A 25,207-nucleotide genomic window follows, 5' to 3' on the forward strand; every position below is an offset into this window, starting at 1 on the left:
GATTAATAGGACTTACGCAAGTGTCACATACAGCAGCCTATCGATCTAATCGAATACACACAAAGACGTAGCACTGCTACGTCTCTACAAGAAGAGGGGTTTTATAGATGTACTTCCTAAGGAGTGAAATCTGCTGTATATATATTTAAATTTGAGGTTATCCGTAATCTTGTTGGGACGGGTTGAAGTTTAAGAGGAGAGCAAAAACAACTCATAAGTCTGAGGTATACATTAATGAATTACATTGCTTACATTTCAACAAAAGACGGTGATTCCCTTGCGGTTCGTTCTACACCTAATGGGGAAAAAATAGGTTTTCTTACCAATGGTACTGAAGTTTCCGTAAACAGCGAACCTGTATATGCAGGAAACAGGAATTGGGTACAAATTGGAGCTAATCGTTGGGTAGCGAAGGAGTTTCTTACAGTCATTAAAGCAGCGAGGGTGGTTGCTAGTCGCTCCTCAAAAACCATCAGTGGGGGTTTGAGAGTGTATGAGACTCGACTAATTGATGGTACTGGTAAGGTTGTTAAGACAGTGCGAGGTGTTTCTGGTCGAGCAAACAACCAAACTCCATCTCATATTGCTAATTCTCAAACACCTCTGCCTTTTGGAATTTACACTTTCAACTATCCTGGAACAGTAGAATTTAAAGGAGGAGAATTTGGTGGTGTCTGGTCTCCAGTGACACCTGCTTTTAACACAGGACGCTCGGAAATAGGTATTCACTACGACCCCTCAGCTTTACTACAAAATGCTAACAGTGGTACAGCAGGCTGTTTTGCCACACCAACCGTTGAGGAAAGAGACACGATGACGAACTTTATTCGCACTTATAAACCAACTCATTTTATTGTTTACGAAGGGTAAGAGAGGCTTCAGCGCTTATTATGAATCAGGAGAGCATTTTACGTTTCATTTACTGAGCATGAGTTCTTTAATTCCGGATACAGCACTTTCAATAGCTGGGTTAACTAATTATATTCAGCTATTGTTAGAACAAGATAATCAACTGCGGCAAGTTTGGGTAACTGGTGAAGTTTCCAGCGCAAATCAACATCGGAGTGGGTTATTTTTCACTTTACAAGATCCAGATGGCAGCGCAGCAATTAAATGTGTGGTGTGGAATAGTCAATTAACAAAATTGGCTCAGATACCGATTCGTGGTGAACAGATAATTATTTTGGGTAATATTCGAGTTTATCCGCAAAGAGGAGAATATCAACTTACAGTTTGGCAAATTTTGCCTGCTGGTTTAGGTTTACAAGCGTTGCGCTATCAACAATTAAAAAATCGCTTACAAGAAGAAGGTTTGTTTGATTTAGAAAGAAAGCGATCGCTTCCAATTCATCCCCAAATTATTGCCGTCGTCACTTCCCCCACTGCTGCTGCTTGGGGTGATATTCAAAAAACACTCAAACAACGATATCCCGGTTTACACGTTTTATTTTCGCCGGCAACAGTGCAAGGTGAACAAGCACCAGCATCTATTGTAAAGGCGATCGCCCGCGTAGAGCGAGATAATCGCGCCCAAGTGTTAATTTTATCGCGAGGAGGTGGCGCAGTTGAGGAATTAGCCTGCTTTAATGATGAAAGGGTAGTGCGTGCAGTTGCTGATTGTCCAATTCCGGTAATTACTGGGATTGGTCATCAAAGAGATGAATCTTTGGTAGATTTAACAGCGGATGCTTGCGTACATACTCCCACAGCAGCGGCAGAATTGGTTGTGCCGGCACTCGCCCAGTTGTATGCTGAACATCAAGAGCGAATTGCTGTTTTACACGACACGATGCGAATTAGAATGCAAACTGCGGGAAATAAATTGCAAGGAATGCGCGATCGCTTGCATCATTTGCGCTTAGATCGACAAGTGCAGCAAGAGGGAGACAAGCTTAGTTGGAAGCGTCGGCAATTAATCCAAGTTACTACAGGCAGATTGCAGCAAGCAACCCAACACGCAGAATTGTTGCGACAAAAGTTAACAACTCTCGACCCCCAGGCAGTTTTACAGCGTGGTTACGCTGTGGTAAAAAAAGAAAATGGTGCGATAAGTCGTTCTGCAACTGAGTTAGAAGTAGGACAAGAATTATCGATTCAGTTAGCGCAAGGAAAAGTTAAAGTGAAAATTACCGAAGTTAATGGTTAAACGTAAAACTACTTCTACTTCCGAAATGGATGGGGGAAATTATGAAGCGAAAGTTGCTGAAATCGAAAGAATTATCATTCGCATAGAAGCAGGTGAATTGCAGTTAGAAGAAGTCTTTGAACAATTTGCCGCAGCAGTAGAATATCTACGTCAGTGTGAAACTTTCCTCCAACAGCGACAGCAGCAGGTAAACTTATTAATTGAAACATTAAACGACGAGTCATAATATTTATTTTCGTAGTGAGCGGTTTACCGCTCATCATTAAAACCCTGACTAAGTAATATCAAAACCGGTTGATTGCACCCAGTTCTCACACACTCTTACTTTTAATCCACAATGCTTTCGGTATTTTTAAAGTATGGGCAATTTACCCGGATTTGATAGAAGTCGGTGAGAATAATTAAACTTATATGGATAAATATAAACTTTACGTAGGGTGCGAGCTTCATAACGGAACGCTTCGGACATAAATATTTTTGCCTAACCACTTACTGGAAAGAACTAATACTGACAAACCAAAACTTTGTCCTATAATAGAAATCGATTAAGCACATTTGCATTAAGGAGAATTAAAATGGCACTTAGCGATAATCTCTTAAACCCAAATAAAAAGAATATAATTGTAGATGACTGCACAAAGTTACTCGATACACAAGTTGCTAACATGGGAGGGGTTTCGGGTCTGGGTTTGAAAGCAGCCTACTCTGTTGTCAAGGGAATTAGACCCACTTATTGCAACGATGCGATCGAGGGGCTTTTGCCACAATCTTTGAATGCACTCGATCCTATTTGGAGTGAGGGGATACAAATCGGCGATCCAGTCGGACACCTAACTCAAAACCGCGATCGCGCGGCAAACGCATTACTAGCCATCACCGACGCTAAGATCGAGAAAAGCAATAACACGATTGTGCGAGGAGCGTATAGTAAACTCCGCAACTCAGCGAAGAAACACGTCGAAGACGCAATACCAGGTTTAGCCAAGATAATCGATAACCACACTAAAAACTAAATCTGTAGATAGTAAATACCCGTTATCTCCCTATCAATAGATATGCATCAGGGTGTATTCACCTCATTGTAAGCGATCGCAGGGCGATCAATTACAATAAAACGAAACCCTTGTGTTTCCAAGAGTTATAGATCAAGGTTCTACAATTAATATTTATAATCCAGATAATTCACCAAATTGCTGACGATATTCACTCAATAATTGTTCAGCAGTTTGATAGCGAGAACTCTGTTGATTATACCAATACAAAACCTCACGCTCTAAACCTCCATCTGAATTGATGCCTCTACCAATTCCTAAACCGACTTCTTGCATCCAAAATGGTTCACCAATTTGTAACTGATAAAAGCCATCTACTAATTTATAAACTTCCAAAGGAAGTTCCAAACTCGTTGGTAAACGATCTAGGTAAGAATCTACCATAATCACCTCATGATTCAAGACTTTGAAAGAGCGATCGCATGATGACGAATGTGGTCTTCAATAAAAGTAGCGATAAAATAATAACCGTGATCGTAGCCTTCTTGATAACGCAAGTTTAAAGGTTGTTTCACGGTAGCGCAAGCTTGTTCAAATAACTCCGGCTTTAATTGTTCAGTTAAATATTGATCGTCAGTACCTTGGTCAATTAAAATCAAACTGTGATATCTTTCCTTTTGCACCAATTCGCTAGCATCGTAAGCAGCCCAACTTTCCTTATTATCACCCAAATAGCGGCTGAGAACCTTTTCTCCCCAAGGACTACGCATAGGTGCGACAATGGGAGCGAAAGCGGATACCGATTTATATAAATTCGGGTTTCTCAACGCACAAATAAGCGCACCGTGTCCCCCCATCGAATGACCGAAAATGCTTTGTTTATCTGGTTGTGCGGGGAAATGTTTGTTAATTAAAGCGGGTAATTCAGAGACGACATAGGTGTACATTTGATAGTGCGATCGCCACGGTTGAGAAGTAGCATCAACATAAAATCCAGCACCCGTACCAAAATCCCACTCATCATCCTCACCCGCAATTCCCGTATTGCGCGGGCTAGTATCTGGTGTAACTAACATTAAACCATACTCTGCGGCAAAGCGTTGCGCCCCCGCCTTCACCATAAAATTCTCTTCCGTGCTAGTCAAACCGGAGAGGAAATAAAGAACCGGAACAGCTTGCATTTTTGCTTGCGGTGGTTGATACACAGCAAAGCGCATTTCCCCATTACAGCTAGAAGAAAGGTGCGAGTAAAAGCCGACTTTACCACCGAAAGATTTATATTCAGAAATCAGATTGATATTAGTCATTACTCTCTCAAAAGACATCTGGTAGAAATTAATTATGCGTTGCCCGAAACCCTTGTAAAGACGTTCCACTGGAACGTCTCTACGTCTTTTTTGGAACTCTCTCAAACTCTTCCTCTGCGTTCTCTGTGCCTCTGCGGTTCGTTCAATCAAACGTCACCACACTGCGAATCGACTCACCCTTATGCATCAAATCAAAAGCATAATTAATCTTTTCAATCGGCATAACATGAGTAATCAAATCATCAATATTAATCTTCCCATCCATATACCAATCAACAATTTTCGGGACATCTGTACGTCCCCTCGCACCACCAAAAGCCGAACCTTTCCAAACACGTCCAGTTACTAATTGAAAAGGACGAGTTTTAATTACTTCACCCGCAGCCGCAACACCAAGAATCACGCTGACACCCCAACCTTTATGACAGCATTCTAAAGCTTGGCGCATAATATTTACATTACCAATACACTCAAAAGAATAATCAGCACCACCTTTAGTTAAATCCACCAAATACGCAACCAAATCACCTTCAACTTCCTCCGGATTCACAAAGTGCGTCATTCCAAACTTTTCTGCCAAAGCGCGTTTATTGGGATTAATATCCACCCCGACAATCATATTAGCTCCTACCATCCGCGCTGCTTGGATGACATTCAAACCAATACCACCCAAACCGAAAACTACGACATTCGCACCCGGTTCAACTTTCGCTGTATTGATAACTGCACCGATACCCGTAGTGACGCCGCAGCCGATGTAACAAACTTTATCAAAAGGTGCGTCAGGGCGAATTTTAGCTAGAGCAATTTCTGGCAATACTGTATAATTAGCAAAGGTAGATGTACCCATATAATGATGAATCATCCGCCCGTCGATAGAAAAACGACTACTACCATTAGGCATGACACCGCGTCCTTGAGTAGTGCGAATAGCTTGACAAAGATTGGTTTTTAAGCTTAGGCAATATTCACACTGACGACATTCGGGAATGTATAAAGGAATTACATGATCCCCCGGCTTTAAACTGGTGACACCTTTACCAATTTCCACCACAACCCCAGCACCTTCATGTCCCAAAATTGCCGGAAATAAGCCTTCAGCGTCTTTTCCCGAAAGGGTGTAAGCATCGGTATGACAAACCCCACTGGCTTTAATTTCAACCAAAACTTCTAACTCGCGTGGTGACTCAAGTTGCACGGTTTCAATACTTAATGGCTTTCCTGCACCGTAAGCGATCGCTGCTTTAACTTCCACTCCTGTGCCTTCCTATGTAGATTTTGTGAATCAGCTAATTTGAGTGTAGATCAACAATGTAGAGAAGTTTTTACAGCCTGGGGAGTGCTGACACAGTGGATTGTGTTGCACAAAATGCTAATGAAATCAACTAAGTGCTAAATTTTGCTTGGAGACGTTGCGTAATTAATTCAATTTGTTCCTCACTGGTAAGGGTTTCTAGTTCATTGACACTTAAGATCGTTTGCTTGGGATGTTGATGTTTTCGATTTAGGTAAGCATAAAATGCGTCTCGATCATCCTTGTGATTGAGAAAATATTGCTTCAGTTCTTGATCGCTCATTTTGGTGTAGTCAACATTATTTATTAGAATATCTCTCCATCGAGCGCAATTTCAATTTCGATGTTTTCCTGATGTCCCGCTAAGATAAACAGGTTATTAGTCCGTTCATCTATTCGGATGGGGGATTATCTTTTTACTTTTTACAGGTGTTGACAATGAAACATAGAACAGGAATGGGAAACTAATTTTGCACAGGTACTTAATCTGATGATTTTAACCTATATTTTACGATAAAAATTAGATAAATTCTTGGAGGATAGTTTTCATTGGTAAAAAGAGTGAAAGGGCTTTATCTTGAAAAGGAATAAATTCATATTTAAGATAAAATTCTTTTGCCTGCAAATCTATAGCATCAACTCTAACTGCAAAAATGCCAATTTCCTGAGCAGCTTTTACGGCTCTAAAAATTGCATCTACTAGTAATTCTCCTCCTAATCCTTGTCCTTTGACTGACTTATCTACAGCTAACTTGCCAATTAGTATTGCTGGAATTGGATAGGTCGGCATTCCTTTTTGATAAGATTCTGGTAGAGATGCAAACTCAATGACACTAGCACTGACTGTATAAAAACCATCTATTTTTAAAGCATTAGATTGAGAAATAGCAACAAAGGTTTTAGCAATTCCTTTTTCATGATTTTGCCGAGCGTATTTTTTGAGATAATCATTTAAGACGGGATAACCACAGTCAAAATGCTCTCGTTGATACTTTTTATGAATAGGGACAAAATTCCATCTTCTTTCAGGCTCATTGTCCATATTTATCTCGATATTTTTTGATGGCTGTTTTCAGGTTTCCTTGAAGTTCTGGGGGATTTTCCATAATGGACATAAATAAGTCGCGATCGCAATCTGAAAGAACCAGTCTTTCCTGATTCTCTATCTCTTGTTTGGCAACTGGTAAGAGGTAAAAGAGAGTATAGGCACTTAAGGAAATTCCTCTGAGAGAGGCAGCTTTTTCGAGGAGTTCCTTTTGTTCTTGGGTTACTCTCAAGTCAATACGGCTATCTTTAGCTGGTGAGGTTTCTGACATAACTTTTTCTCCTGTATTGAGTTCCCATATTTCTAGTTTAACAGTTATAGGCGGACAAAGTACACACAATTTCCGGAGAGCAGGACAAATCATTGCAAGTATATCAGCGTTGCAGAATGGATGTTAAAGACAAAAGAGAAAGTATAAAAAGCGATCGCACAGAGCGATTTATTGAAGCAGGCGATCGCGGAGCGACTCCTTCGGAGTATCGCCGCTAAAATGCACTATGGGGAGATAAATTTCTAATAATTCAACGCCTGCTACATTAGTTACAGGCGGTAAAGCTTCCAGGTAATATCGACCTGCCAGCATCCAACCGCTATATAATTTGTCAACCCCTGATTTTATCTTATTGCACTGCTTATGAAACCTGCCCTTAGTAAAATTGGCGAGCAAATGTCCAACCTGACTGGTGTCAGAGCGATTATGAAGGACATTAACGAAACATTACGAGCCGGTACGGGGCAGCAATTTATTAATTTAAGTGCTGGAAATCCCTTGATTTTACCAGAGGTTGAGCAGTTGTGGCGCGATTGTACGGCTTCCTTGCTGGCTAGTTCCGAATATGGTGAAGTAGTTTGTCGCTACGGTTCGAGTCAGGGTTATGCACCGTTAGTGGAAGCGATCGCTAACGACTTCAACAAACGCTATGGTTTAAACTTAACTGAACGTAATATCCTTTTAACTCCAGGCAGTCAAAGCCTTTATTTCTACGCTGCCAATGTCTTCGGTGGTTACACTAGCAGTGGCAATTTAAAAGAAATTATCTTGCCCCTCAGTCCTGATTATACAGGTTATGGTGGCGTTACTTTATGTGCGGAAGCTTTAATCGCCTACAAACCAACTTTGGATATTGACTTCTCAGCACACAAATTCAAATATCGTCCAGATTTCAGCCAATTAGAAATTACAGAAAATACCGGCTGCGTCATCTTCTCTCGTCCTTGTAACCCCACCGGTAATGTTCTCACCGATGATGAAGTCAAAAAAATTGCTGCTTTGGCTGCACCTTTTAATGTACCAGTGTTGATTGACTCCGCTTATGCACCTCCTTTCCCAGCTTTGAATTTTACCGAAATGACACCAGTGTTTGGAGATAATATCTTACACTGCATGAGTTTATCAAAAGCTGGATTACCTGGAGAGCGCATCGGAATTGCGATTGGGGATGAAGAGTGGATTCATGTGCTGGAGTGCTTCCAAACAAATATGTGTATTCATCCTTCTCGGTATGGACAAGCGATCGCTGCTCGTGCCATAAATTCTGGTAAACTTGCAGAAATCTCTGAACAAGTAATTCGCTCATTTTATCAAAATAAATTCACTGTTTTAGAAGATAGTTTATTTGCTGCCATGCCCAAGGATTTACCTTGGTTCCTCCATCGTGGTGAGGGTGCAATTTTTGCTTGGTTGTGGTTAGATGAATTACCGATTACTGATTGGGAATTTTATCAGGAACTCAAACAAGTTGGTGTAATTGTTGTTCCTGGTAGTAGCTTTTTCCCAGGTTTGCGAGAAGATTGGTTACACAAGCACCAATGTTTGCGAATCAGTCTCACTGGTAGCGATGAAGAAATTGCGATCGGAATGCAGCGTTTAGCTCATGTTACGCAACAAGTTTATCAGCGTGCAGCGGTGAGTGCTTAAATGAAAGGCAAAGACACGAAGAGAAAGCCAGAGAAAAAGGGAAAGCAGGGAATTAATTCTCCCTTATCTCCCTCATCCTCCTCATCTCCCTCATCCTCCCCCTCTCCCACCCCCGATGGTTGGCTAGAAATTGGTAAAATTGTCGCACCTCAAGGTTTATCTGGAGAAGTGCGGGTTTATCCGGAGTCGGATTTTCCAGAACGTTTTGAAGTTCCTGGAAAACGCTGGTTATTACGTCCTGGTGAAGCGGAACCGCAACCGATAGAATTGTTGACGGGACGTTATATTCAGGGGAAGAATTTGTATGTCCTCAAGTTAGCTGGTGTGGATAATTGCGAGTCTGCGGAAGAGTTACGCAATTGTAAATTGTTGGTTCCTGAAAGCGATCGCCCAGAATTAGGAGAAGATGAATATCATGTGATCGATTTGATTGGTTTGTCTGTTTTTATGCAAGAATCAGGGAAACTTGTGGGAACGGTGGTTGATATTATTCCTGCTGGGAACGATTTGCTTGATGTGGAGTTGCATCAGGAAGAGGAGAAAGGGGGAGAAGAAGAAACTTCAATCCCAAATCCCAAATCCGATCCCCCCTTATCCCCCCTTAAAAAGGGGGGGATTAAACATCCGAAGTCTGTTTTAATTCCCTTTGTGAAAGCGATCGCCCCGGTGGTAGACTTAGAAAATCGTCGGATTGAAATTACACCGCCGCCTGGTTTGTTGGAAGTTAATGATGTGGTTAAAAAGAATGTAGAGACGTAGCAGTGCTACGTCTGTTGGGTTTCTATTCTCAAAATAGCGATCGCACGATATGCTGTAATTGTCCTTGGGGGAAGCGATACCAAATAGCGATCGCTATTTGTGGTTTACAATCGCCATGAACAGCATAACGAAACCAGGATATCTGGAAACAGCGATCACGTTCATAAGTTAAAAGCCAGGTTTTTTCATAGCGCACTAAATCGGCAACTAAATCAGAAGTTGTTTTTTCGAGGAAATTAGCGAAAGCGATCGCATCTTCTCGATGTTTCTTGATACCCTGTGGTAAATACGTTTCTGCATATTGCCAAAACAAAGCAGTGAAATCTTTACCCAACACTTTCGCCGTGCGGGGTAATAATTCCCGTAATTCCCCTAAGCGTTTCCACTTAAGGTAATTGGCGAATATATTGCTTTGCTGTGCCGATTGTGCGAGTTGTTGCGCTTCATCATCACTCAATTGAAACTCAGTACCAACAGCTTGCGGGTTAGGCAACGCATAATTAAATTCTGGAGATGTCTATAGGAGATTTCCCTTAAGTAAGCTTCTGGGCGATCGCTCAGTCGTGGTAGATTGCAGACATTCGTCAAAATAATAATCGATAAACCAAAAACTTTGTAAAGACGCGATATATCGCGTCTCTACATACCCTAAATACCACGAAAAATCAGACGAGCGAACCGTATTGAAATGAGGTTTATCTAAAGTTTACATAAACGCGAATTCTATTAGACATCTCCCAAAAAGACGTAGAGACGTAGCAGTGCTACGTCTCATCAAGGGTTTCGGGCAACGCATAATTACTTTTTGGAGATGTCTTATTTATCAAGTGAATAAGTTGAAACTTCACATTCTATACCAGATAACTTTGTACCACAAGCTTTACAAAATTGAGCATCTGCATCGTGAAAAGCTAAACCACAACCCGAACAAACCGTTTCTACTTGATTAACAGTTTTTACCAATCGCTTAATTAAATCACCCACTTGCCAAGGAATCAAGGCAATACCTGTTAAAATCATCGAGACTGTCAGCAAACGACCTAATTCAGAAATTGGTGTAACATCACCAAATCCCACAGTTGTCATGGTGACAATCGAAAAGTAAAAGGCATCCAAAAAAGTCCTAAAAACTTTCGGGTTAACTGGATGCTCAACTTGATAAATCAAACCGGAATAAACAAATATTATTGTAAATAATGTAAATAATATCCGTCCCAAAATTAGACCATCTTCGGTGTTAATTTTACCAAAAAAAGATTTTTTATCGAGAAATCTGATTAACCGTAAAATTCTAAACCATCGCAGCAACCGAATAAACCTGATATCAGCCATTCCCATAAAAAATGGCAAAATCGCCATTAAATCAACAATCGAGTAAAAACTAAAGATATACTTAATTTTGTTGTCTGTACTCCACAATCGGAGTGCATATTCCACGGCAAAAATTATCGATATTACGGTATCTACTATATTTAATTGAACTCGAACTGCATTGGGAATAGTATAAGTGTCCGCTACAAATATTACTGAAGACAGTAGAACTAATCCAGCGATTGTGAGATTAATTGCTTTACCTAGAGGTGTTTCTAAGTCTGTTAGGTAGAATGCTGTTTGTTTTCGCAAAAGTAACATTTTTGACAAACTACTTGTAAATAACTTTACGAATAATAGGCATTGCCAACTCTACGTTAACTTAAAAATATAAAGCTGTCCCATTTTTAATTATTGATGAAACCTGAAGATTTTATGTGCCTAGCGCTAGAAAATCTCTGAGTTTGTTTAAATAGACATCTTGCACCAATCCCAACAACCGCCTTAGAATTAATTCTAAGGCTAATAGCGCTCACTCGTCTAAAGACGACTAAATAAAAGTTTTAGTCTACTTAAGTAGACTTGAGCTATTAGAGATAGAGTTTTAACTCTGGACGCTAATTGAGAATAGTGGAAGATATTAGTTTAAATAGACATAGGTGTAGAAATTAATTATGCGTTGCCCGAAACCCTTGTAGAGACGTAGCACTGCTACGTCTCTACGTATGACTCTGGAGATATCTAATGATAATTCACGCACTCCTATGCACTAGACGCAGAGTAAGCAAGTTTTTAATTATTTAAATAAGCCGAAAATGTGTTGGCAAAAATCGCTGCTTGAGTGCGATCGCGTAAATTTAATCTATTCAAAATATTTGTGACGTGATTTTTCACCGTTCCCTCAGAAATGTATAATTTTTGAGCAATTTCTTTATTATTTGCACCTGTTGCAATTAACTGCAAAACGTCTTTTTCTCTAGGGGTAAGTTCAGCTAAACTAGCTGGTAGTGCTGGTAACTCAGATGCTGTTACTGCGGGAAACTGAGTCAAAAGTTTTTTTACTATTCCTGGTCCTAGTTGAGTATACCCTTTGTGGACGGCGCGAATCGCTACAGCTAATTCTTCGGAAGGTGTATCTTTAAGTAAATAACCCATTGCTCCATTCTGCAATGCCGCTGACACATATTCATCATTATCAAAGGTTGTCAGCACTAAAACTTTGACTTTGGTAAAACGCTTGTTAATTTCTCGCGTAGCTGCAACTCCATCCATAATCGGCATTCTTACATCCATTAATACCACATCTGGCTGTAATTGGGCAACAAAATTAATTGCTTGTTCACCGTTTTCGGCTTCCCCAATAATTTCTAAATCTGCTTCTAATTCTAATAATGCTTTTAATCCTTGGCGAATTAAATTTTGGTCATCTACAATTAAAACTTTAATCATATCAATTTTATATATTACTGATTACATGAGAAACCTGATATTATCTCTAATTGCTTTTTCTTTATCTTGGCGTACTTGGTGGTTCGTTCATAAATCTAACTAAAATATGATTACTATATTAATAACGAGGGCAAAGGAATATCAACTATAATCTTACAACCTAAACCGGGAGCGCTGTTAATCTGAAATTCACCTCCTCGTGCTAAAGTGCGATCGCGCATACTTTGCAATCCAAAACCTGTTGTGTTTTGCTCTACATCAAATCCTCTACCATTATCCTCAACTCTTAAATTTATATTTGTTGTCGTAGTTAATTGTATTTTAATTTCTGTGGCATTTGCATATTTAGAAATGTTTGTTAATGATTCTTGAATAATCCTGTAAACAGCGGTGCTAATTTCTGGTGGTAGGGGATAAGCGAGGTTAATTTGACAAATTGGCACAACACCAGTTGAGCGAAAAAAATCTTCTGCAAGTATAGCGATCGCTTGTTCTAAAGATTCTGAATGCAAAGGGTGAGAGCGCATTGTCGAAACTGATTGTCGCACATCTTGCAATGCTTTTGAACCTAATTCTTTTGCTCTAGCTAAGAAATTTTGAGCTTTGCTAGGATTAGATTGCCATAATTTTAAAGCAGTTTCTAGTTGTAGATTCAAAGCAGTTAAAGAATGTCCTAAAGAATCATGAATTTCTCGTGCGATGCGGTTACGTTCTTCGAGAGTAGCTTGATTTTCAATTTTCAGGGCATATTCTCGCAACTTTTCGTTAGCGATCGCTAGTTTTTCTCGACTTTGCCGTTCAGATAATATCGCATTCATTAATAATAACACAAATACTAAAGCTAATCCAAACGAAATCATAAAGCTGAATGTCAAAAACCAAAATCGTTCCTGTGCTTTTGGTGGTAATGGAAATCTGGAAAACCGCTGTGTAAGTGTGATTAACATTAAGAAAAATGATAAACTAGCAACCACTAAACGACCATTTAACTGAAAAATTAAGCAACTGCGAGTTACTATAATCATGTTAAGAAAGGGAAATAATCTAGCTGGTCCACCCCCCAAAAAAGCAGTTATTAAAATTAAGATTATTTCCAAAGCTGTATAAAGTAATTTATTTCTTTGATTACTTGTAGGCAATCTTAAGCCCATTAAACCAAAAATAATCAGACAAGCAATTGTCAGTTCCGGAAAGTTGGTCTGAAATTTCTCAGAGCGAAATGGTAAAACTGCGCTGACAGCAGAAAATGCGAGTAATATCCACTCTAAATAAAGCAAAAACCGAAAAGGATGATTTTTAAATTCAATTGGGCGGCTCATAAGTTGCTACACCTTGTTCATGAAGAGGGGTAAAGGGGAAAGGTGAAAGGGGAAAGGGGGGGAAGAAATTTTCCTATAGGATTGTAACCCCGGAGCTATGCGTGACCGGACTACAAGGAGGGGCTTCAAACCCTTACAAAGAGTGAAAGAATCATATAAAAAGTTTAAAGCTTTTTTAAATAACTTCTTCACATGCACCCATTTTTTCCTTTCCCTTTTCACCCAAACACTTTGGTAATTAGTTAAGAGTCAATAGTCTTGAGTCAAGAGAAATAAATTGCTCCTAACTCTCCGTAGAGACGTTCCGAAAAATGAAAGTCTCTATCTAATTTTTAACTTACACAAATTACGAGTCAAATTTATCAAATTTTAATCATGACTTTAGTCATGGGTTTATTCGTGACTTTTTCCGCATGTCTTGTAACAGATAGATTCATATGATGGTGGGAGCAGACAAGGAAAGCCAAAAACTAATAAATGAAACTTAAAAATTTATACCTGATAGCTGGTGCGATCGCCCTGAGTTTAAGTGCAACTCCTTTCATCGTCAACGCGCAACAAATAGCGCAAACACCAACTCAAGTTAAACCAGCCCGCAATGGTCCATTTGAACGCTTGGGACTAACGGATTCACAAAAAACCCAAATTAAAGAGATTCGTCGCAATAGCCGCGCTCAAATGGATGCGATTCTCACCCCAGAACAAAAACAACAGCTACAAGCTGCAAAACAAGAACGTCAGGGTCAGCCCCGGCAAGCAAGAGGTCAAGGTGATCGTCCTAAGAAGGGTTGGGCTTCTTTAAATCTAACTGAAGAACAGAAAACCAAGATGCGTGAAATTAAGGAATCAGAGAAAAATCAGATCCAAGCAATCCTGACTCCCCAACAGCAGCAACAACTCAAGGAATTTCAAGATAATATGCGATCGCGTCGTCAGAGACCCAATTCTTAGAGTCATTAACCTCAAACCCTGATCCTAACTAGATTGTGGCGGAAAGTCTCATCCGCCACACAGAAAAATTTAGATGACAAGCGCTCAAAAAAAGTATAACTTTAGTTATAAATACTAGTATTTGTCATTCTCCCGGACGTGATGATTAATTTGGGATTCTATAATAGTGAAGAAAAACTGGAGAAATCCACGAGGCAATAAATGAACTTCAAAAACTTATCACTCATAGCAGGAGCGTTCGCCCTAAGTTTAACGGCAGTTCCCTTCTCGGTCAAGGCAGAAACCACTTCTAATGCACCAGTAAGACTGGCACAAACACAAACACAACCAACAAAACCTGCTCAACAAAGCGGTGGTATACAACTCACACCACAACAACAAACCCAAATTGAGCAAATTCGTGGTAATGTTCGTAAGCAAATTGAACAAGTGCTAACAAAAGAGCAACGGACGCAAATTCAAACCGCTATGCAGTCAGGTAAGTCTGGACGTGAAGCTTTTCAAGGGCTAACGTTTAGTCAAAAACAGCAGACTCAATTGCAGCAAATCATGCTATCGTCGCAACAACAAATGGAAGCAGTTTTGACCTCTGACCAAAAGGCAGAACTAACACGTTTGCGTCAGCAAAATGCGAACCCTAATACTTCAGCACCTAAAAAATAATCAATTTCTTCATTCCTAAATAGCTTTAGGGTGCACTACCTAACTTTCATAGCGATCGCCTGTACATGTTAATCAGGCGATCGCTTGTTTTTTGTAGCCAGTGTCACAAATTCAATTATTTTGATTGTCAAACTTATCACACATTTATATAAGTACTTTCAAATAATATTTTGAAAGACTTATTATTTGCTTATTTGAATTGAAACACTAAATATAGCGATTTGCAGTTGATTTAAATACAGACCTAACCCCCAGCCCCTTCCCTACGTTCGCGTTGGCGAAGCCTCTCGAAGAGAAGCGTCTCGTTCGCGCAGCGTCTCCGATAGGAGAAGAGAGGGAAGGGGAGAATATCAAAGCCTCTCTCCTCACAGGAGAGAGGTTTGGAGAGAGGTCAGATCGTCAAATTTAACAATAAGTAATATAAATATCTTCGCATCCGGGCAATCTAGCAGGAGAAAATGATGAAGAAAAACTTTGCAACCATCGACGGCAATGAGGCTGTTGCCCGTGTTGCTTATCGATTAAATGAAGTAATTGCTATTTATCCCATCACCCCCTCTTCAGCAATGGGTGAATGGGCAGATGCATGGTCTTCTGAAAGCCGCCGTAATTTGTGGGGTACTGTGCCGAGTGTAATTCAGATGCAAAGTGAAGGTGGAGCTGCTGCTGCCGTACATGGAGCATTACAAACAGGTTCCCTGACTACCACTTTCACGGCATCTCAGGGATTATTGTTGATGATTCCTAACCTCTACAAAATCGCTGGGGAACTTACTAGTGCTGTAATTCACGTCGCTGCACGTTCTTTGGCTACCCACGCTTTATCAATTTTTGGCGACCAAAGTGATGTCATGGCAGCGCGTGCTACAGGCTTTGCGATGCTGTGTTCTGCCTCAGTACAGGAAAGTCAAGATTTTGCCCTGATTGCTCACGCTGCCACCTTAGAAGCGCGAGTACCCTTTATGCACTTCTTCGACGGCTTCCGCACCTCTCATGAAGTGCAAAAAGTCGAATTGCTGGAAGAGGAGGATTTGCGATCGCTTATTAACGACGATCTTATATTCGCTCACCGCGATCGCTCTCTCACCCCAGACCGTCCAGTATTGCGAGGAACGGCTCAAAACCCCGATGTCTACTTTCAATCCCGCGAAGCCGCTAACTTATATTACAACGCTTGTCCAGATATTGTTCAGCGAATCATGGACAAATTAGGCGATCGCACTGGACGACATTACCAAATCTTTGAATATCACGGTGCAGTTGATGCCGAACGTGTCATTATACTTATGGGTTCCGGCTGCGAGACAGTCCACGAAACCGTAGATTATCTGAACAACCGTGGGGAAAAAGTTGGTGTCCTCAAAGTCAGATTATATCGCCCCTTTGATGCTACACGGTTTGTATCAGCTTTGCCCAAGAGTGTGAAAGCGATCGCAGTTCTCGACCGCACCAAAGAACCAGGTAGCGCCGGTGAACCGTTGTATCTTGATGTAGTAACTGCTATTTATGAAGAATGGCAACCCGTAGAGACGTTCCACCGGAACGTCTCTACACCTATGCCCAAAATCATCGGTGGTCGTTACGGTCTTTCTTCTAAAGAATTTACCCCAGCGATGGTTAAAGGTGTTTTCGACAACCTTGCCCAACCACAACCGAAAAATCACTTTACCATCGGTATCAACGACGACGTAAGCCACACTTCCCTAAACTTTGACGCTAACTTCTCCACCGAACCGGATAGCGTCGTCCGGGCAATGTTCTACGGATTAGGTTCTGATGGCACAGTTGGTGCTAATAAAAACTCAATCAAGATTATTGGTGAACAAACAGACAACAACGCTCAAGGCTATTTTGTCTACGATTCCAAAAAATCTGGCTCAATGACCGTTTCCCATTTGCGCTTTGGTCAACAACTTATTCGCTCAACCTACCTAATTGATAAAGCCAACTTTATTGGCTGCCATCACTGGGAATTTTTAGAGCGGGTAGATGTACTGAAAACGGCTGCGTTTGGGGCAACTTTATTACTCAACAGTCCTTATGATGCTGATATTGTCTGGGAACATCTCCCGGAAAAAGTACAGCAACAAATTATCGCCAAGCAACTTAAATTATACGTCATCAATGCTACCGAAGTTGCCCGTAACAGCGGCATGGGCGGTAGAATTAACACTATTATGCAAGTGTGCTTCTTTGCTTTAGCGGGTGTCTTGCCACAAGAAGAAGCGATAATCAAAATCAAGCAAGCAATTGAAAAAACCTACGGCAAAAAAGGTGCAGAAGTCGTTCAGAAGAATCTGCAAGCTGTAGACCAGACGTTGGAGAATTTGCATAAGGTCGATGTGAATAGAGATGCGAAATTTCGCGTCTCTACTAATACAGACGCGATTAATCGCGTCTCTACAATTCCCGAATTTGTGCGAGATGTTTTAGGTAAAATCATGGCTTGGGAAGGTGATGATTTACCTGTAAGTGCGCTACCTATTGATGGGACTTTTCCTACCGGCACTGCTAAATGGGAAAAACGCAATATCGCTACAGAGATTCCCGTTTGGGATGCGGATGTCTGCGTGCAGTGTGGCAAATGTATTATGGTTTGTCCTCACGGAGTCATTCGAGGCAAGGTTTATGAACCAGGGGAGTTAGCCAAGGCGCCGGCAACTTTCAAGTCAACTGAAGCCAAAGATAAAGACTTTGCCAATCAACAATTTACCATTCAGGTAGCCCCAGAAGACTGTACAGGCTGCGCTATCTGTGTAGAGATTTGTCCGGCTAAAAATAAGTTAGAGCCGACGCGGAAGGCGATTAATATGGAAACGCAGTTGCCTATACGCGAGCAAGAGCGGGAAAACTGGAATTTCTTTCTTAGTTTACCAAATCCTGACAGGCGGGAGTTGAAACTAAACCAGATTCGTCAACAACAACTGCAAGAACCTTTATTTGAATTTTCTGGTGCTTGTGCTGGTTGTGGGGAGACGCCTTATTTAAAATTATTAACACAACTGTTTGGCGATCGCTCTGTCATTGCCAATGCTACAGGTTGTTCTTCAATTTACGGTGGAAATCTCCCCACTACCCCTTGGACAACAAACGCTGAAGGAAGAGGTCCTGCTTGGTCAAATAGTCTTTTTGAAGACAATGCCGAATTTGGTCTTGGTTTTCGTCTTTCTCTAGACAAACAAGCTGAATTTGCTGCCGAACTACTGCAACAATTACGCGGTGAAATCGGCGATAATCTTGTTGAGTCCATCCTCAAACAGAAGCAAAAATCTGAAGCGGATATTTGGGAACAACGCGAACAAGTAGCGCTGTTGAAACAACGGTTAGATGAAATCCAAGATTCGGAGATTCTAAACGCAGATGAACGCAGATGGACGCAGATGGAAGAGACAAGCATCCGCGTTAATCCGCGTTCATCTGCGGTTAATAATCTTAAATCTCTAGCTGACTACTTGGTGAGAAAAAGCGTCTGGATTGTTGGGGGTGACGGTTGGGCGTATGATATTGATTTTGGTGGTTTAGATCATGTCCTTGCCACTGGTCGCAATGTCAACATTTTGGTGATGGATACCGAAGTTTATTCTAACACTGGCGGTCAATCTTCTAAAGCTACACCGCGAGGTGCGATCGCTAAATATGCGGCTAGTGGTAAGCCAGCACCAAAGAAAGACTTAGGGCTAATTGCCATGACTTATGGTAATGTCTACGTAGCGAGTGTAGCCCTTGGTGCGAGAGATGAACACACCCTCAAAGCATTTCTCGAAGCGGAAGCTTATGAAGGACCATCCCTAATTATCGCTTACAGTCATTGCATCGCCCACGGCATCAACATGACCACAGCGATGAATCATCAAAAAGCTTTGGTAGAATCAGGACGTTGGTTGCTATATCGTTACAATCCCGAATTGCAGCAAGCGGGTAAAAATCCATTGCAATTGGATATGCGTCAGCCGAAGCAGCCGGTAGAACAGTCGATGTATCAAGAAAATCGCTTCAAGATGCTGACTAAGAGTAAACCCGAAATTGCCAAACGTCTTTTAGAAGAAGCGCAAGCGGAAGTGGATGCGCGTTGGAAAATGTACGAGTATCTCGCTGCGCGTAATGTCGGAGAGAATAAAGAATAGGTTAACGAGTCTTTGAACCTCATTAATGAGTCTTTTATACTCGTCGATGAGTCTTTTATACTCGTCGATGAGTCTTTTATACTCGTCGATGAGTCTTTTATACTCGTCGATGAGTCATTGATACTCGTCGATGAGTCATTGATACTCGTCGATGAGTCATTGATACTCGTCAATCAGTCATTGATACTCGTCAATCAGTCATTGATACTCGTCAATCAGTCTTTTAGCTCCGTCAACCAATCTTAAGTCCGCGTAGGCGGACTTTGTTTGTGTAGCCGCGACTTCAGTCGTCAGGCGCTGGTATCATATATCAGACCGATTCTCAACGCGCAAGTCTTTTGTTAAAGGTGCGCTGCTCATCATCTTGTTTATTTTACGACTGATAAGAAATTTAATTTCGTAGTAAGCGATTTATCGCTTTTTAAGCGCTTCAGCGCTTACTACGAACTCCAAAATACTTTCAGTTTAATTGTATTAACGCAACTTATTTTCTCGCAATCACCCATACCGCGTGGATAATTCCTGGAAAATAGCCGAAAAGAGTCAAAACTATATTAATCCAAAAGTCTATACCAATACCAACTTGCAAAAATACTCCCAGAGGTGGTAAAAATATAGCGCAAAGAATCCTAACTAAATCCATTTCAACCTCCAATTAACTTGTTAATTTATTCGCAACTGCTGAAACTTATTTCTACTTTTCAAGGTAACATCGCCTGTATCTTTATAGATACGGTTTACCACACTCACACGTCGAAAAGAGCGATCGCATTATCTTTAATTATTCTTAAGTTTGTTGAGGCGATCGCTTTTCAAAGGATAACTTGCTTTAATTCTTAAATCGAGTTATATCATGTCCTAATAAATAACCATAATAAAAGAACCCCACCCGCCTGTGGCACCCTCCCCGCTCTTCGTGGAGGGTTGGGGAGGGGTTCTTCATCAATTATGGGTGATTGCCCGGAAATCATATTACTCCGGGTGCATCCCAGTTTTTATTTCGCGGCAAAAGAATAACTTCGTCATTGCGTTCGCGGAGCGTCTCGTAGAGAGGAGGAACGACGTTCGCGCAGCGTGTCGCAGACAAGCAATCCCACAATCTTCAATATTAACGAGTTGATGGGATTGCCACGCTCCACTTCGTTACGCTCGCAATGACGACAGACTAAAAAGTGGGATGCTCCCTATTACTTCCTTTCCCCCAAAGCCACAACAAAGTTGAGGGACACCATAATTTAGTGTCCCTCAAAAATATATTTAACGCTAATAAATTAGCGTCGCTTAGGGATGCGTCGTGTATCGCGTTTTTCTTGTTCTCGCAAGCGGCGATCGCGCCATTCCGAAACCGTCAAATAACCAACTCCGCCAGTTAGTGCTAATAGTAGCACCAAGCCAGACAAAGCCAAAATGCTCAAAAATGGACTTTCCACGATTTTCTTACAGTCCGTTGCGACCCCATACTACCATTGCAATTGACCAAGTGAACACAACCAGTAGTGAAACCCAACCCAGTGTCAAAATCTCCATAGTCCTATTTTTCAACTAATTTACAAAACGTCTCTAATATTTATAATACTGGGAAGTGATAGTTGATTTGAAAAACTCTTATCTACAAAGCTTATTATCTCGGTGGTGTTTAGCTTACTGCAAACTGCACAATTCTGGTAGATTGTCAAGATTTTTTCTCTGAATTTAATGATGCGATCGCACGGTGGAGTTTTGGCGATCGCCTTTGTCTTAAAAACTTAGACATGGTATTAGGACTTACCAAGAAGAGGAAAAGGGGTTCATAGTAAGGGGTAAAGTCAGGTTGAAAAAACTTTTCCCCACATGGTATAAAGCCCCTATTTTTAAATATGGGGTTTATGAGTCCCCTTTCCCCTTTCCCCTTTCCCCTTTCCCCCTCTTTCTCATTTATGTTTTGCTTCATGCATATCTCTAACTATCTTTGCTACTAGTTTCCTACTGGGTGAAAATCTAATCGATTGAGCAAGTATTTTATTTCTGATTCCCGGAATGACAACAGTTTTCTTTGCCATTAAACCCTGATAGCCAATTTCGGCTACAGTTCGTGTATCCATCATTCGTCCAGAACTAGCTATTTTAGCATCTTCCATTGCTGCTGCTTGTTGAAATCCGGTTGCTGTCGGTCCTGGACAAAGAACAGTCACAGTAACACCTGTACCTTCTAATTCATTAGCGATCGCTTCGGAAAATGATAATACATAAGCTTTCGTCGCAAAATAAACCGCCATCATCGGTCCTGGTTGAAAAGCAGCAGTTGAGGCAACATTTAATATTCTCCCATAACCCTGCTTTACCATATCTTTGACAAATAACTTTGTTAAATGAGTGATACACGCTGCATTTACTTGTATCATATCCAATTCAGCGTTGATATCGGTTTGGTGAAATAATCCATAAGTCCCAAAACCCGCATTATTCACCAAAACATCAACCTTAATAGATGTTTCTTGTAACTCGGAAAAAATTTCTTCTCTAGATGTTGGTTTGGATAAATCCTTGTCAATAATTTTCACAGAAATGTGATATTTTTGCGGAAATTCCTGAGCGATTTGCGTTAGTTTTTCTTTTTGCTTGTCAACTAATACAAGATTGTAGCCATCTTTCGCAAAAATACAGGCTAATTCGTAACCGATTCCGCTGGATGCACCAGTAATAAGAGCAGTTTTTTTCTGCTGATTTTGGTATGTGGTGTTCATATATGACATCCAAATGAAATCCTATTAACTATCGATATTTTCTATATTAGGTGATCAATTTTGTTGACTGTAGTGCCTTTAGTCATGATTGCAATCTAAAAGCTTTACCTATGAAGGTAACTATCCTTTAATGGTAAGCTTTACAGAGATTATGGTTATTTTTTTAAAGATGATTTAACTAACTAAAATAATACATTTCAAACACAATAAATATCAAAAAAAGTTATAAAAATCACATTTCATCTTTAGTTAATATATTTTTTAATTCTCAACACTAACAATGGAAATATCAGAATATATAATCTTTTTCCATTAAATAAAACTAAAATAGTTTGCTGATAACATTACCATCTTTGATACAAATTATCGCTATCTTTAGCCCTCTTCTATGACTCTAGAGAGAATAATAATTATTAAACCCGTATTGGGGGTAAAGCTCGCTCCCACGTTAGCGCTTCGCGTCTCCCCGAACCCTTGAAGTTTCTGTCCGGCAGACTTTACGTCATATAAGAAAAAATTTTATGCGTATCTAAAATAATTTTTTCCTTTCCCCTTTTTTCCTTTCCCCTTTTTTCCTTTCCCCTTTTTTCCTTTCCCCTTTTCCCCTCCATAAAGGTAAGTCCTGAATATTTAATAATTAATCATCTTAAAATTGAAAGCAGGATGTTTTCCAGGAATTACTTGTGAAACAATTCCTGGACATGTTTTTAAGCCATTCTCACTGTTAGTTAAAATCACAATTCCCGTAGCAAAATTTCTGGAAGCAAGGGTAAAACACTTAAATGTATTCACATCTCCCCAATGCCAAAAGAAATTTTCATTTCCCATTTTTTCTAATCCCCAACCCAAACCCCAACCTAAAAACTGATTGATTTTAACTTGCGATCGCAGCATCTCATTTAAGGTTGTTTCTGTGAGTCTGGGACTGTCAACACTACCCGATTGCATAATAGCGGTGAGAAATTTAGCATAATCAGTTGCAGTGGTACGCAGACTTCCGGCAGCACTTGCTTGCTTTGGTTTACCTATTGGTACGGGTTTGCCTTTGCGATCGTGTCCGTAACTGGCAGTGGATTCGTAATTGGGCAGCCAGATTAAACTACTATTAGACATTTCCAGGGGTATTAAAATCAAGGAGCGCAAATACTCGCTTAAAGGTTGTTGGGTAATTTGTTCTACCACCTTCTGTAAGTATAAATAGCCTTCTCCTGAATAACTAAATTTTGCACCTGGGGGAAAAATAATCTTGAGAGGTTCATCACCACTCCAATTTGGAAAACCAGTGGTATGGGATAGTACCATACGTGCAGTAATGAGTTTGATTTTCGGGTCGGAAATGTAAGGTTTCGCTGTATATTCTGTCAATGGATTGTCTAAATCGAGTTTTCCCCTTTCCACCATTTTCAACACTGCATAAGCAAATAGTGGCTTACTCAACGAAGCAGCAGCAAATATAGTATCGTTAGTCACAGGTGATTTGGTATATCTATTTTTGACCCCAAAACCTCTGCTCCACAACAGTGTTCCATCCCGAATAATTGCCAACTCTAAACCGGGAACTAACTTAGTTTGCATCAATATAGGGATTTGCGCTTCGAGATTGGCAATTATCTTATCTGTAACTGCCAAAGAACGGTTGCGGTATAGACTAAGCAAGCTAAATGTAGATAGACCGATTAGAGAATTTATGCCGCAATTTAATAATTGCCTACGAGATATTTCTGTCATATTGAAGTAGAGAGTGTATTCGTAATAATACTCTACCTTTTATAGGAATGCTTTTGTTAAAAAATCAAATCGGAATGCTATAGTTCTCATAATTATTAAATCTGAGAACTAGGGAAAGCAAAATCAAGGTTGACTTCCAGAAATATTTTTAGACTCTGCTAACATCAAATTTGAATCATTGGCTGCAAATTTATAGCCAATTCCAAAATTCAATGGCTTAATGTTTTTTTCCTTAGAGTATACTTTTCTCAAATCTTCTTGATAGCTACCTGAAAATAAACTAATAGGATTAGTATAAACTCCATAAAATTTCAAATTCCATTTAGATTTATCAAAGGCTTTAAGAGATATACCAGAATCATCTTGCAATACATATTTACTTTGAGTCAGAATATTTTTCTGAATCTCAGAAAAGCTATCGTTATGCATCAAATATGATGCAGCTTTTAAATAAGTAATATTCTTGTTGATCCCACTAACAAATTGACTCAATTCCGGTCGTTTTTTTAGCCCATAATTGGATAAATCAGCAGATAAATAATACAAAGTGCGAGGTTGAGATTCTCCTTCAGGGATAAAAGTAATCTTGACTCCAGAAATCATTCCTTTCTCGAATGACTGAATTTTTCCATCTTTATTTATGCCAATATTTTGCACGTCTATGATGCGATTTTGAGTACGTGCGAGAAACACATACAAAATTGGTAAAACTCCTTGTTTCTGCAAGTCTACTTTCATATCGTTGGTGCGGAAAAAGCTAAATTGCAGGATTGCATAAAGCGAACTTTTAACTTCCTCTAATTTCCGATTGCGATCGCTCTCCGAAGCAGTAGTCAAATCTAACACATTACCTGCTGGTTCTAAACCCATCAAAACATATTCTTTTCCTTTGGGGAAGAATGAATAAGCATACAGAAAATCGGGTCCGCTAAAGGGATAGAAAACAGATGGAGACGTATCATTAACTTGCTTAATTTCTTGTTGTGACCATTGTCTAACTTTTTTTAACTGTTGTGTTTCTAATTTTGTCCAAGTATTTTCAAAAAATTGTCGCTGTTTCAGCCAACTACTACTCTTTTGTGATTGAGCTAAAGAACCATTATTATCTAGCTGGATTCCTGCTAAAAATTTGGCTGTATCTGTCAACTTTTCTGATTTTACTTGGTCAAATGCCGTATTTGTTTGCCCTGATGGCTGTGGAGTTATTTCTGATTTTACTTGCTCTAATGCCTGTGGAGTTGATTTTAACAATGTTTGCTGCTCATTATTCGGTTTATTTGCAGTATCACCTACATCACAAGAGGTAAGGCAAAGCAGTCCAATAATACTAATAGGCAAAAATATATTGTTTTTCATCTTATTTCCTATTTTGAGTCTGTAGTTAATGTGAAAAAAGCTGTATTTATCAACTCGTAAATTATCGAGTACTAGAGTCGTTTTTTCTTAGGACTTACGCAGGGACTACGTATTTCCGTCAT

The 25,207-nt window shown here is 40.1% G+C and carries 27 protein-coding genes; 10 read left to right on the top strand and 17 right to left on the bottom strand.

All coding sequences use genetic code 11. The features are described 5' to 3' along the window. Window positions 1–234: 234 nt before the first annotated feature. From TOL9009_RS0115395 to TOL9009_RS0115410, 4 genes are all read left to right on the top strand, one after another. Window positions 235–870 carry an SH3 domain-containing protein gene (locus TOL9009_RS0115395; protein ID WP_029633585.1) on the top strand — a complete coding sequence of 212 codons (636 nt, stop codon included), beginning with the start codon at window positions 235–237 and terminating at the stop codon, window positions 868–870. 58 nt (window positions 871–928) lie between these two features. Further along, window positions 929–2,146 carry an exodeoxyribonuclease VII large subunit gene (xseA, locus tag TOL9009_RS0115400; protein WP_029633586.1) on the top strand — a complete coding sequence of 406 codons (1,218 nt, stop codon included), beginning with the start codon at window positions 929–931 and terminating at the stop codon, window positions 2,144–2,146. After that, window positions 2,139–2,372 carry an exodeoxyribonuclease VII small subunit gene (xseB, locus tag TOL9009_RS0115405; RefSeq protein ID WP_029633587.1) on the top strand — a complete coding sequence of 78 codons (234 nt, stop codon included), beginning with the start codon at window positions 2,139–2,141 and terminating at the stop codon, window positions 2,370–2,372. The genes xseA and xseB overlap by 8 nt, the downstream gene beginning before the upstream one ends. Window positions 2,373–2,721: 349 nt before the next feature. After that, a complete protein-coding gene (locus tag TOL9009_RS0115410) occupies window positions 2,722–3,159 on the top strand; it encodes a DUF6918 family protein (protein ID WP_029633588.1) in 438 nt (145 codons plus the stop codon). 153 nt (window positions 3,160–3,312) lie between these two features. Here the strand turns inward: TOL9009_RS0115410 and TOL9009_RS0115415 are convergent, their stop codons facing one another. The 7 genes from TOL9009_RS0115415 to TOL9009_RS0115440 form a co-directional block, all read right to left on the bottom strand. Beyond that, window positions 3,313–3,582 carry a hypothetical protein gene (locus TOL9009_RS0115415; RefSeq protein WP_029633589.1) on the bottom strand — a complete coding sequence of 90 codons (270 nt, stop codon included), beginning with the start codon at window positions 3,580–3,582 and terminating at the stop codon, window positions 3,313–3,315. 14 nt (window positions 3,583–3,596) lie between these two features. Further along, complete coding sequence (fghA, locus tag TOL9009_RS0115420) at window positions 3,597–4,445, bottom strand: S-formylglutathione hydrolase (RefSeq protein WP_029633590.1); 849 nt, start codon at window positions 4,443–4,445, stop codon at window positions 3,597–3,599. A gap of 142 nt (window positions 4,446–4,587) precedes the next feature. Then, window positions 4,588–5,700: an S-(hydroxymethyl)glutathione dehydrogenase/class III alcohol dehydrogenase gene (locus TOL9009_RS0115425; protein ID WP_029633591.1), complete on the bottom strand. Its 1,113-nt coding sequence runs from the start codon at window positions 5,698–5,700 to the stop codon at window positions 4,588–4,590. Between the two features lie 130 nt (window positions 5,701–5,830). Then, window positions 5,831–6,052: a DUF6887 family protein gene (locus tag TOL9009_RS0115430; protein ID WP_398344925.1), complete on the bottom strand. Its 222-nt coding sequence runs from the start codon at window positions 6,050–6,052 to the stop codon at window positions 5,831–5,833. Continuing rightward, window positions 6,046–6,141, bottom strand: coding sequence for a DUF6888 family protein (locus TOL9009_RS50530; protein ID WP_398344926.1), 96 nt, complete (start codon window positions 6,139–6,141; stop codon window positions 6,046–6,048). The genes TOL9009_RS0115430 and TOL9009_RS50530 overlap by 7 nt, the downstream gene beginning before the upstream one ends. 118 nt (window positions 6,142–6,259) lie before the next feature. After that, window positions 6,260–6,781, bottom strand: coding sequence for a GNAT family N-acetyltransferase (locus TOL9009_RS0115435; protein ID WP_051502917.1), 522 nt, complete (start codon window positions 6,779–6,781; stop codon window positions 6,260–6,262). Then, window positions 6,771–7,055 carry a type II toxin-antitoxin system TacA family antitoxin gene (locus tag TOL9009_RS0115440; protein ID WP_029633594.1) on the bottom strand — a complete coding sequence of 95 codons (285 nt, stop codon included), beginning with the start codon at window positions 7,053–7,055 and terminating at the stop codon, window positions 6,771–6,773. Before TOL9009_RS0115440 ends, TOL9009_RS0115435 begins: the two co-directional genes overlap by 11 nt. A gap of 363 nt (window positions 7,056–7,418) precedes the next feature. Here TOL9009_RS0115440 and TOL9009_RS0115450 point away from each other — a divergent pair, with 363 nt between their 5' ends. Together TOL9009_RS0115450 and rimM are read left to right on the top strand one after the other, a co-directional pair. Beyond that, window positions 7,419–8,702 carry a valine--pyruvate transaminase gene (locus TOL9009_RS0115450; RefSeq protein WP_029633595.1) on the top strand — a complete coding sequence of 428 codons (1,284 nt, stop codon included), beginning with the start codon at window positions 7,419–7,421 and terminating at the stop codon, window positions 8,700–8,702. After that, entirely contained in the window at window positions 8,703–9,461 is a 759-nt protein-coding gene (rimM, locus tag TOL9009_RS0115455; protein ID WP_029633596.1) for a ribosome maturation factor RimM, read from the top strand. Between the two features lie 28 nt (window positions 9,462–9,489). On the opposite strand, the gene TOL9009_RS39310 is transcribed toward rimM, so the two are convergent. The 4 genes from TOL9009_RS39310 to TOL9009_RS0115475 form a co-directional block, all read right to left on the bottom strand. Continuing rightward, window positions 9,490–9,954 (bottom strand): hypothetical protein, encoded by a 465-nt coding sequence (locus TOL9009_RS39310; protein WP_051502918.1) that lies wholly within the window; start codon window positions 9,952–9,954, stop codon window positions 9,490–9,492. 323 nt (window positions 9,955–10,277) lie between these two features. Then, a complete protein-coding gene (locus tag TOL9009_RS39315) occupies window positions 10,278–11,093 on the bottom strand; it encodes an ion transporter (protein WP_051502919.1) in 816 nt (271 codons plus the stop codon). A 471-nt stretch (window positions 11,094–11,564) separates the two neighbouring features. Continuing rightward, window positions 11,565–12,221, bottom strand: a complete 657-nt coding sequence (locus TOL9009_RS0115470; RefSeq protein ID WP_029633597.1) for a response regulator — start codon at window positions 12,219–12,221, stop codon at window positions 11,565–11,567. A gap of 113 nt (window positions 12,222–12,334) precedes the next feature. Then, window positions 12,335–13,540: a sensor histidine kinase gene (locus TOL9009_RS0115475; RefSeq protein WP_029633598.1), complete on the bottom strand. Its 1,206-nt coding sequence runs from the start codon at window positions 13,538–13,540 to the stop codon at window positions 12,335–12,337. 477 nt (window positions 13,541–14,017) lie between these two features. Between TOL9009_RS0115475 and TOL9009_RS0115480 the strand changes: the two genes are divergently transcribed. The 3 genes from TOL9009_RS0115480 (at window position 14,018) to nifJ (ending at window position 19,278) form a co-directional block, all read left to right on the top strand. Further along, window positions 14,018–14,491 carry a hypothetical protein gene (locus TOL9009_RS0115480; RefSeq protein ID WP_029633599.1) on the top strand — a complete coding sequence of 158 codons (474 nt, stop codon included), beginning with the start codon at window positions 14,018–14,020 and terminating at the stop codon, window positions 14,489–14,491. Window positions 14,492–14,692: 201 nt separating this feature from the next. Next, entirely contained in the window at window positions 14,693–15,154 is a 462-nt protein-coding gene (locus tag TOL9009_RS0115485) for a hypothetical protein (RefSeq protein ID WP_029633600.1), read from the top strand. 461 nt (window positions 15,155–15,615) lie between these two features. Further along, window positions 15,616–19,278, top strand: coding sequence for a pyruvate:ferredoxin (flavodoxin) oxidoreductase (gene nifJ / locus TOL9009_RS0115490; protein WP_029633601.1), 3,663 nt, complete (start codon window positions 15,616–15,618; stop codon window positions 19,276–19,278). A 484-nt stretch (window positions 19,279–19,762) separates the two neighbouring features. Here nifJ and TOL9009_RS43530 read toward each other — a convergent pair whose 3' ends face one another. Further along, complete coding sequence (locus tag TOL9009_RS43530; protein WP_038296373.1) at window positions 19,763–19,921, bottom strand: YqaE/Pmp3 family membrane protein; 159 nt, start codon at window positions 19,919–19,921, stop codon at window positions 19,763–19,765. 17 nt (window positions 19,922–19,938) lie between these two features. On the opposite strand from TOL9009_RS43530, the gene TOL9009_RS45705 reads away from it, so the two are divergent. Continuing rightward, entirely contained in the window at window positions 19,939–20,118 is a 180-nt protein-coding gene (locus TOL9009_RS45705) for a hypothetical protein (protein WP_144238251.1), read from the top strand. 431 nt (window positions 20,119–20,549) lie between these two features. Here the strand turns inward: TOL9009_RS45705 and TOL9009_RS47345 are convergent, their stop codons facing one another. The 5 genes from TOL9009_RS47345 to TOL9009_RS0115525 form a co-directional block, all read right to left on the bottom strand. Next, window positions 20,550–20,708, bottom strand: a complete 159-nt coding sequence (locus tag TOL9009_RS47345; RefSeq protein WP_186227569.1) for a hypothetical protein — start codon at window positions 20,706–20,708, stop codon at window positions 20,550–20,552. Between the two features lie 7 nt (window positions 20,709–20,715). Further along, on the bottom strand, window positions 20,716–20,805 hold the full coding sequence (petN, locus tag TOL9009_RS43535) for a cytochrome b6-f complex subunit PetN (RefSeq protein ID WP_012408302.1): 90 nt from the start codon (window positions 20,803–20,805) through the stop codon (window positions 20,716–20,718). 383 nt (window positions 20,806–21,188) lie between these two features. Then, on the bottom strand, window positions 21,189–22,001 hold the full coding sequence (locus tag TOL9009_RS0115510) for an SDR family NAD(P)-dependent oxidoreductase (protein WP_029633603.1): 813 nt from the start codon (window positions 21,999–22,001) through the stop codon (window positions 21,189–21,191). A 630-nt stretch (window positions 22,002–22,631) separates the two neighbouring features. Beyond that, entirely contained in the window at window positions 22,632–23,729 is a 1,098-nt protein-coding gene (locus tag TOL9009_RS0115520; protein WP_029633604.1) for a serine hydrolase domain-containing protein, read from the bottom strand. A gap of 123 nt (window positions 23,730–23,852) precedes the next feature. Next, window positions 23,853–25,085 (bottom strand): hypothetical protein, encoded by a 1,233-nt coding sequence (locus TOL9009_RS0115525; protein ID WP_029633605.1) that lies wholly within the window; start codon window positions 25,083–25,085, stop codon window positions 23,853–23,855. Window positions 25,086–25,207 lie beyond the last annotated feature (122 nt).

The sequence above is a fragment of the [Scytonema hofmanni] UTEX 2349 genome (genome assembly GCF_000582685.1).
Classification (GTDB): domain Bacteria; phylum Cyanobacteriota; class Cyanobacteriia; order Cyanobacteriales; family Nostocaceae; genus Hassallia; species Hassallia hofmanni.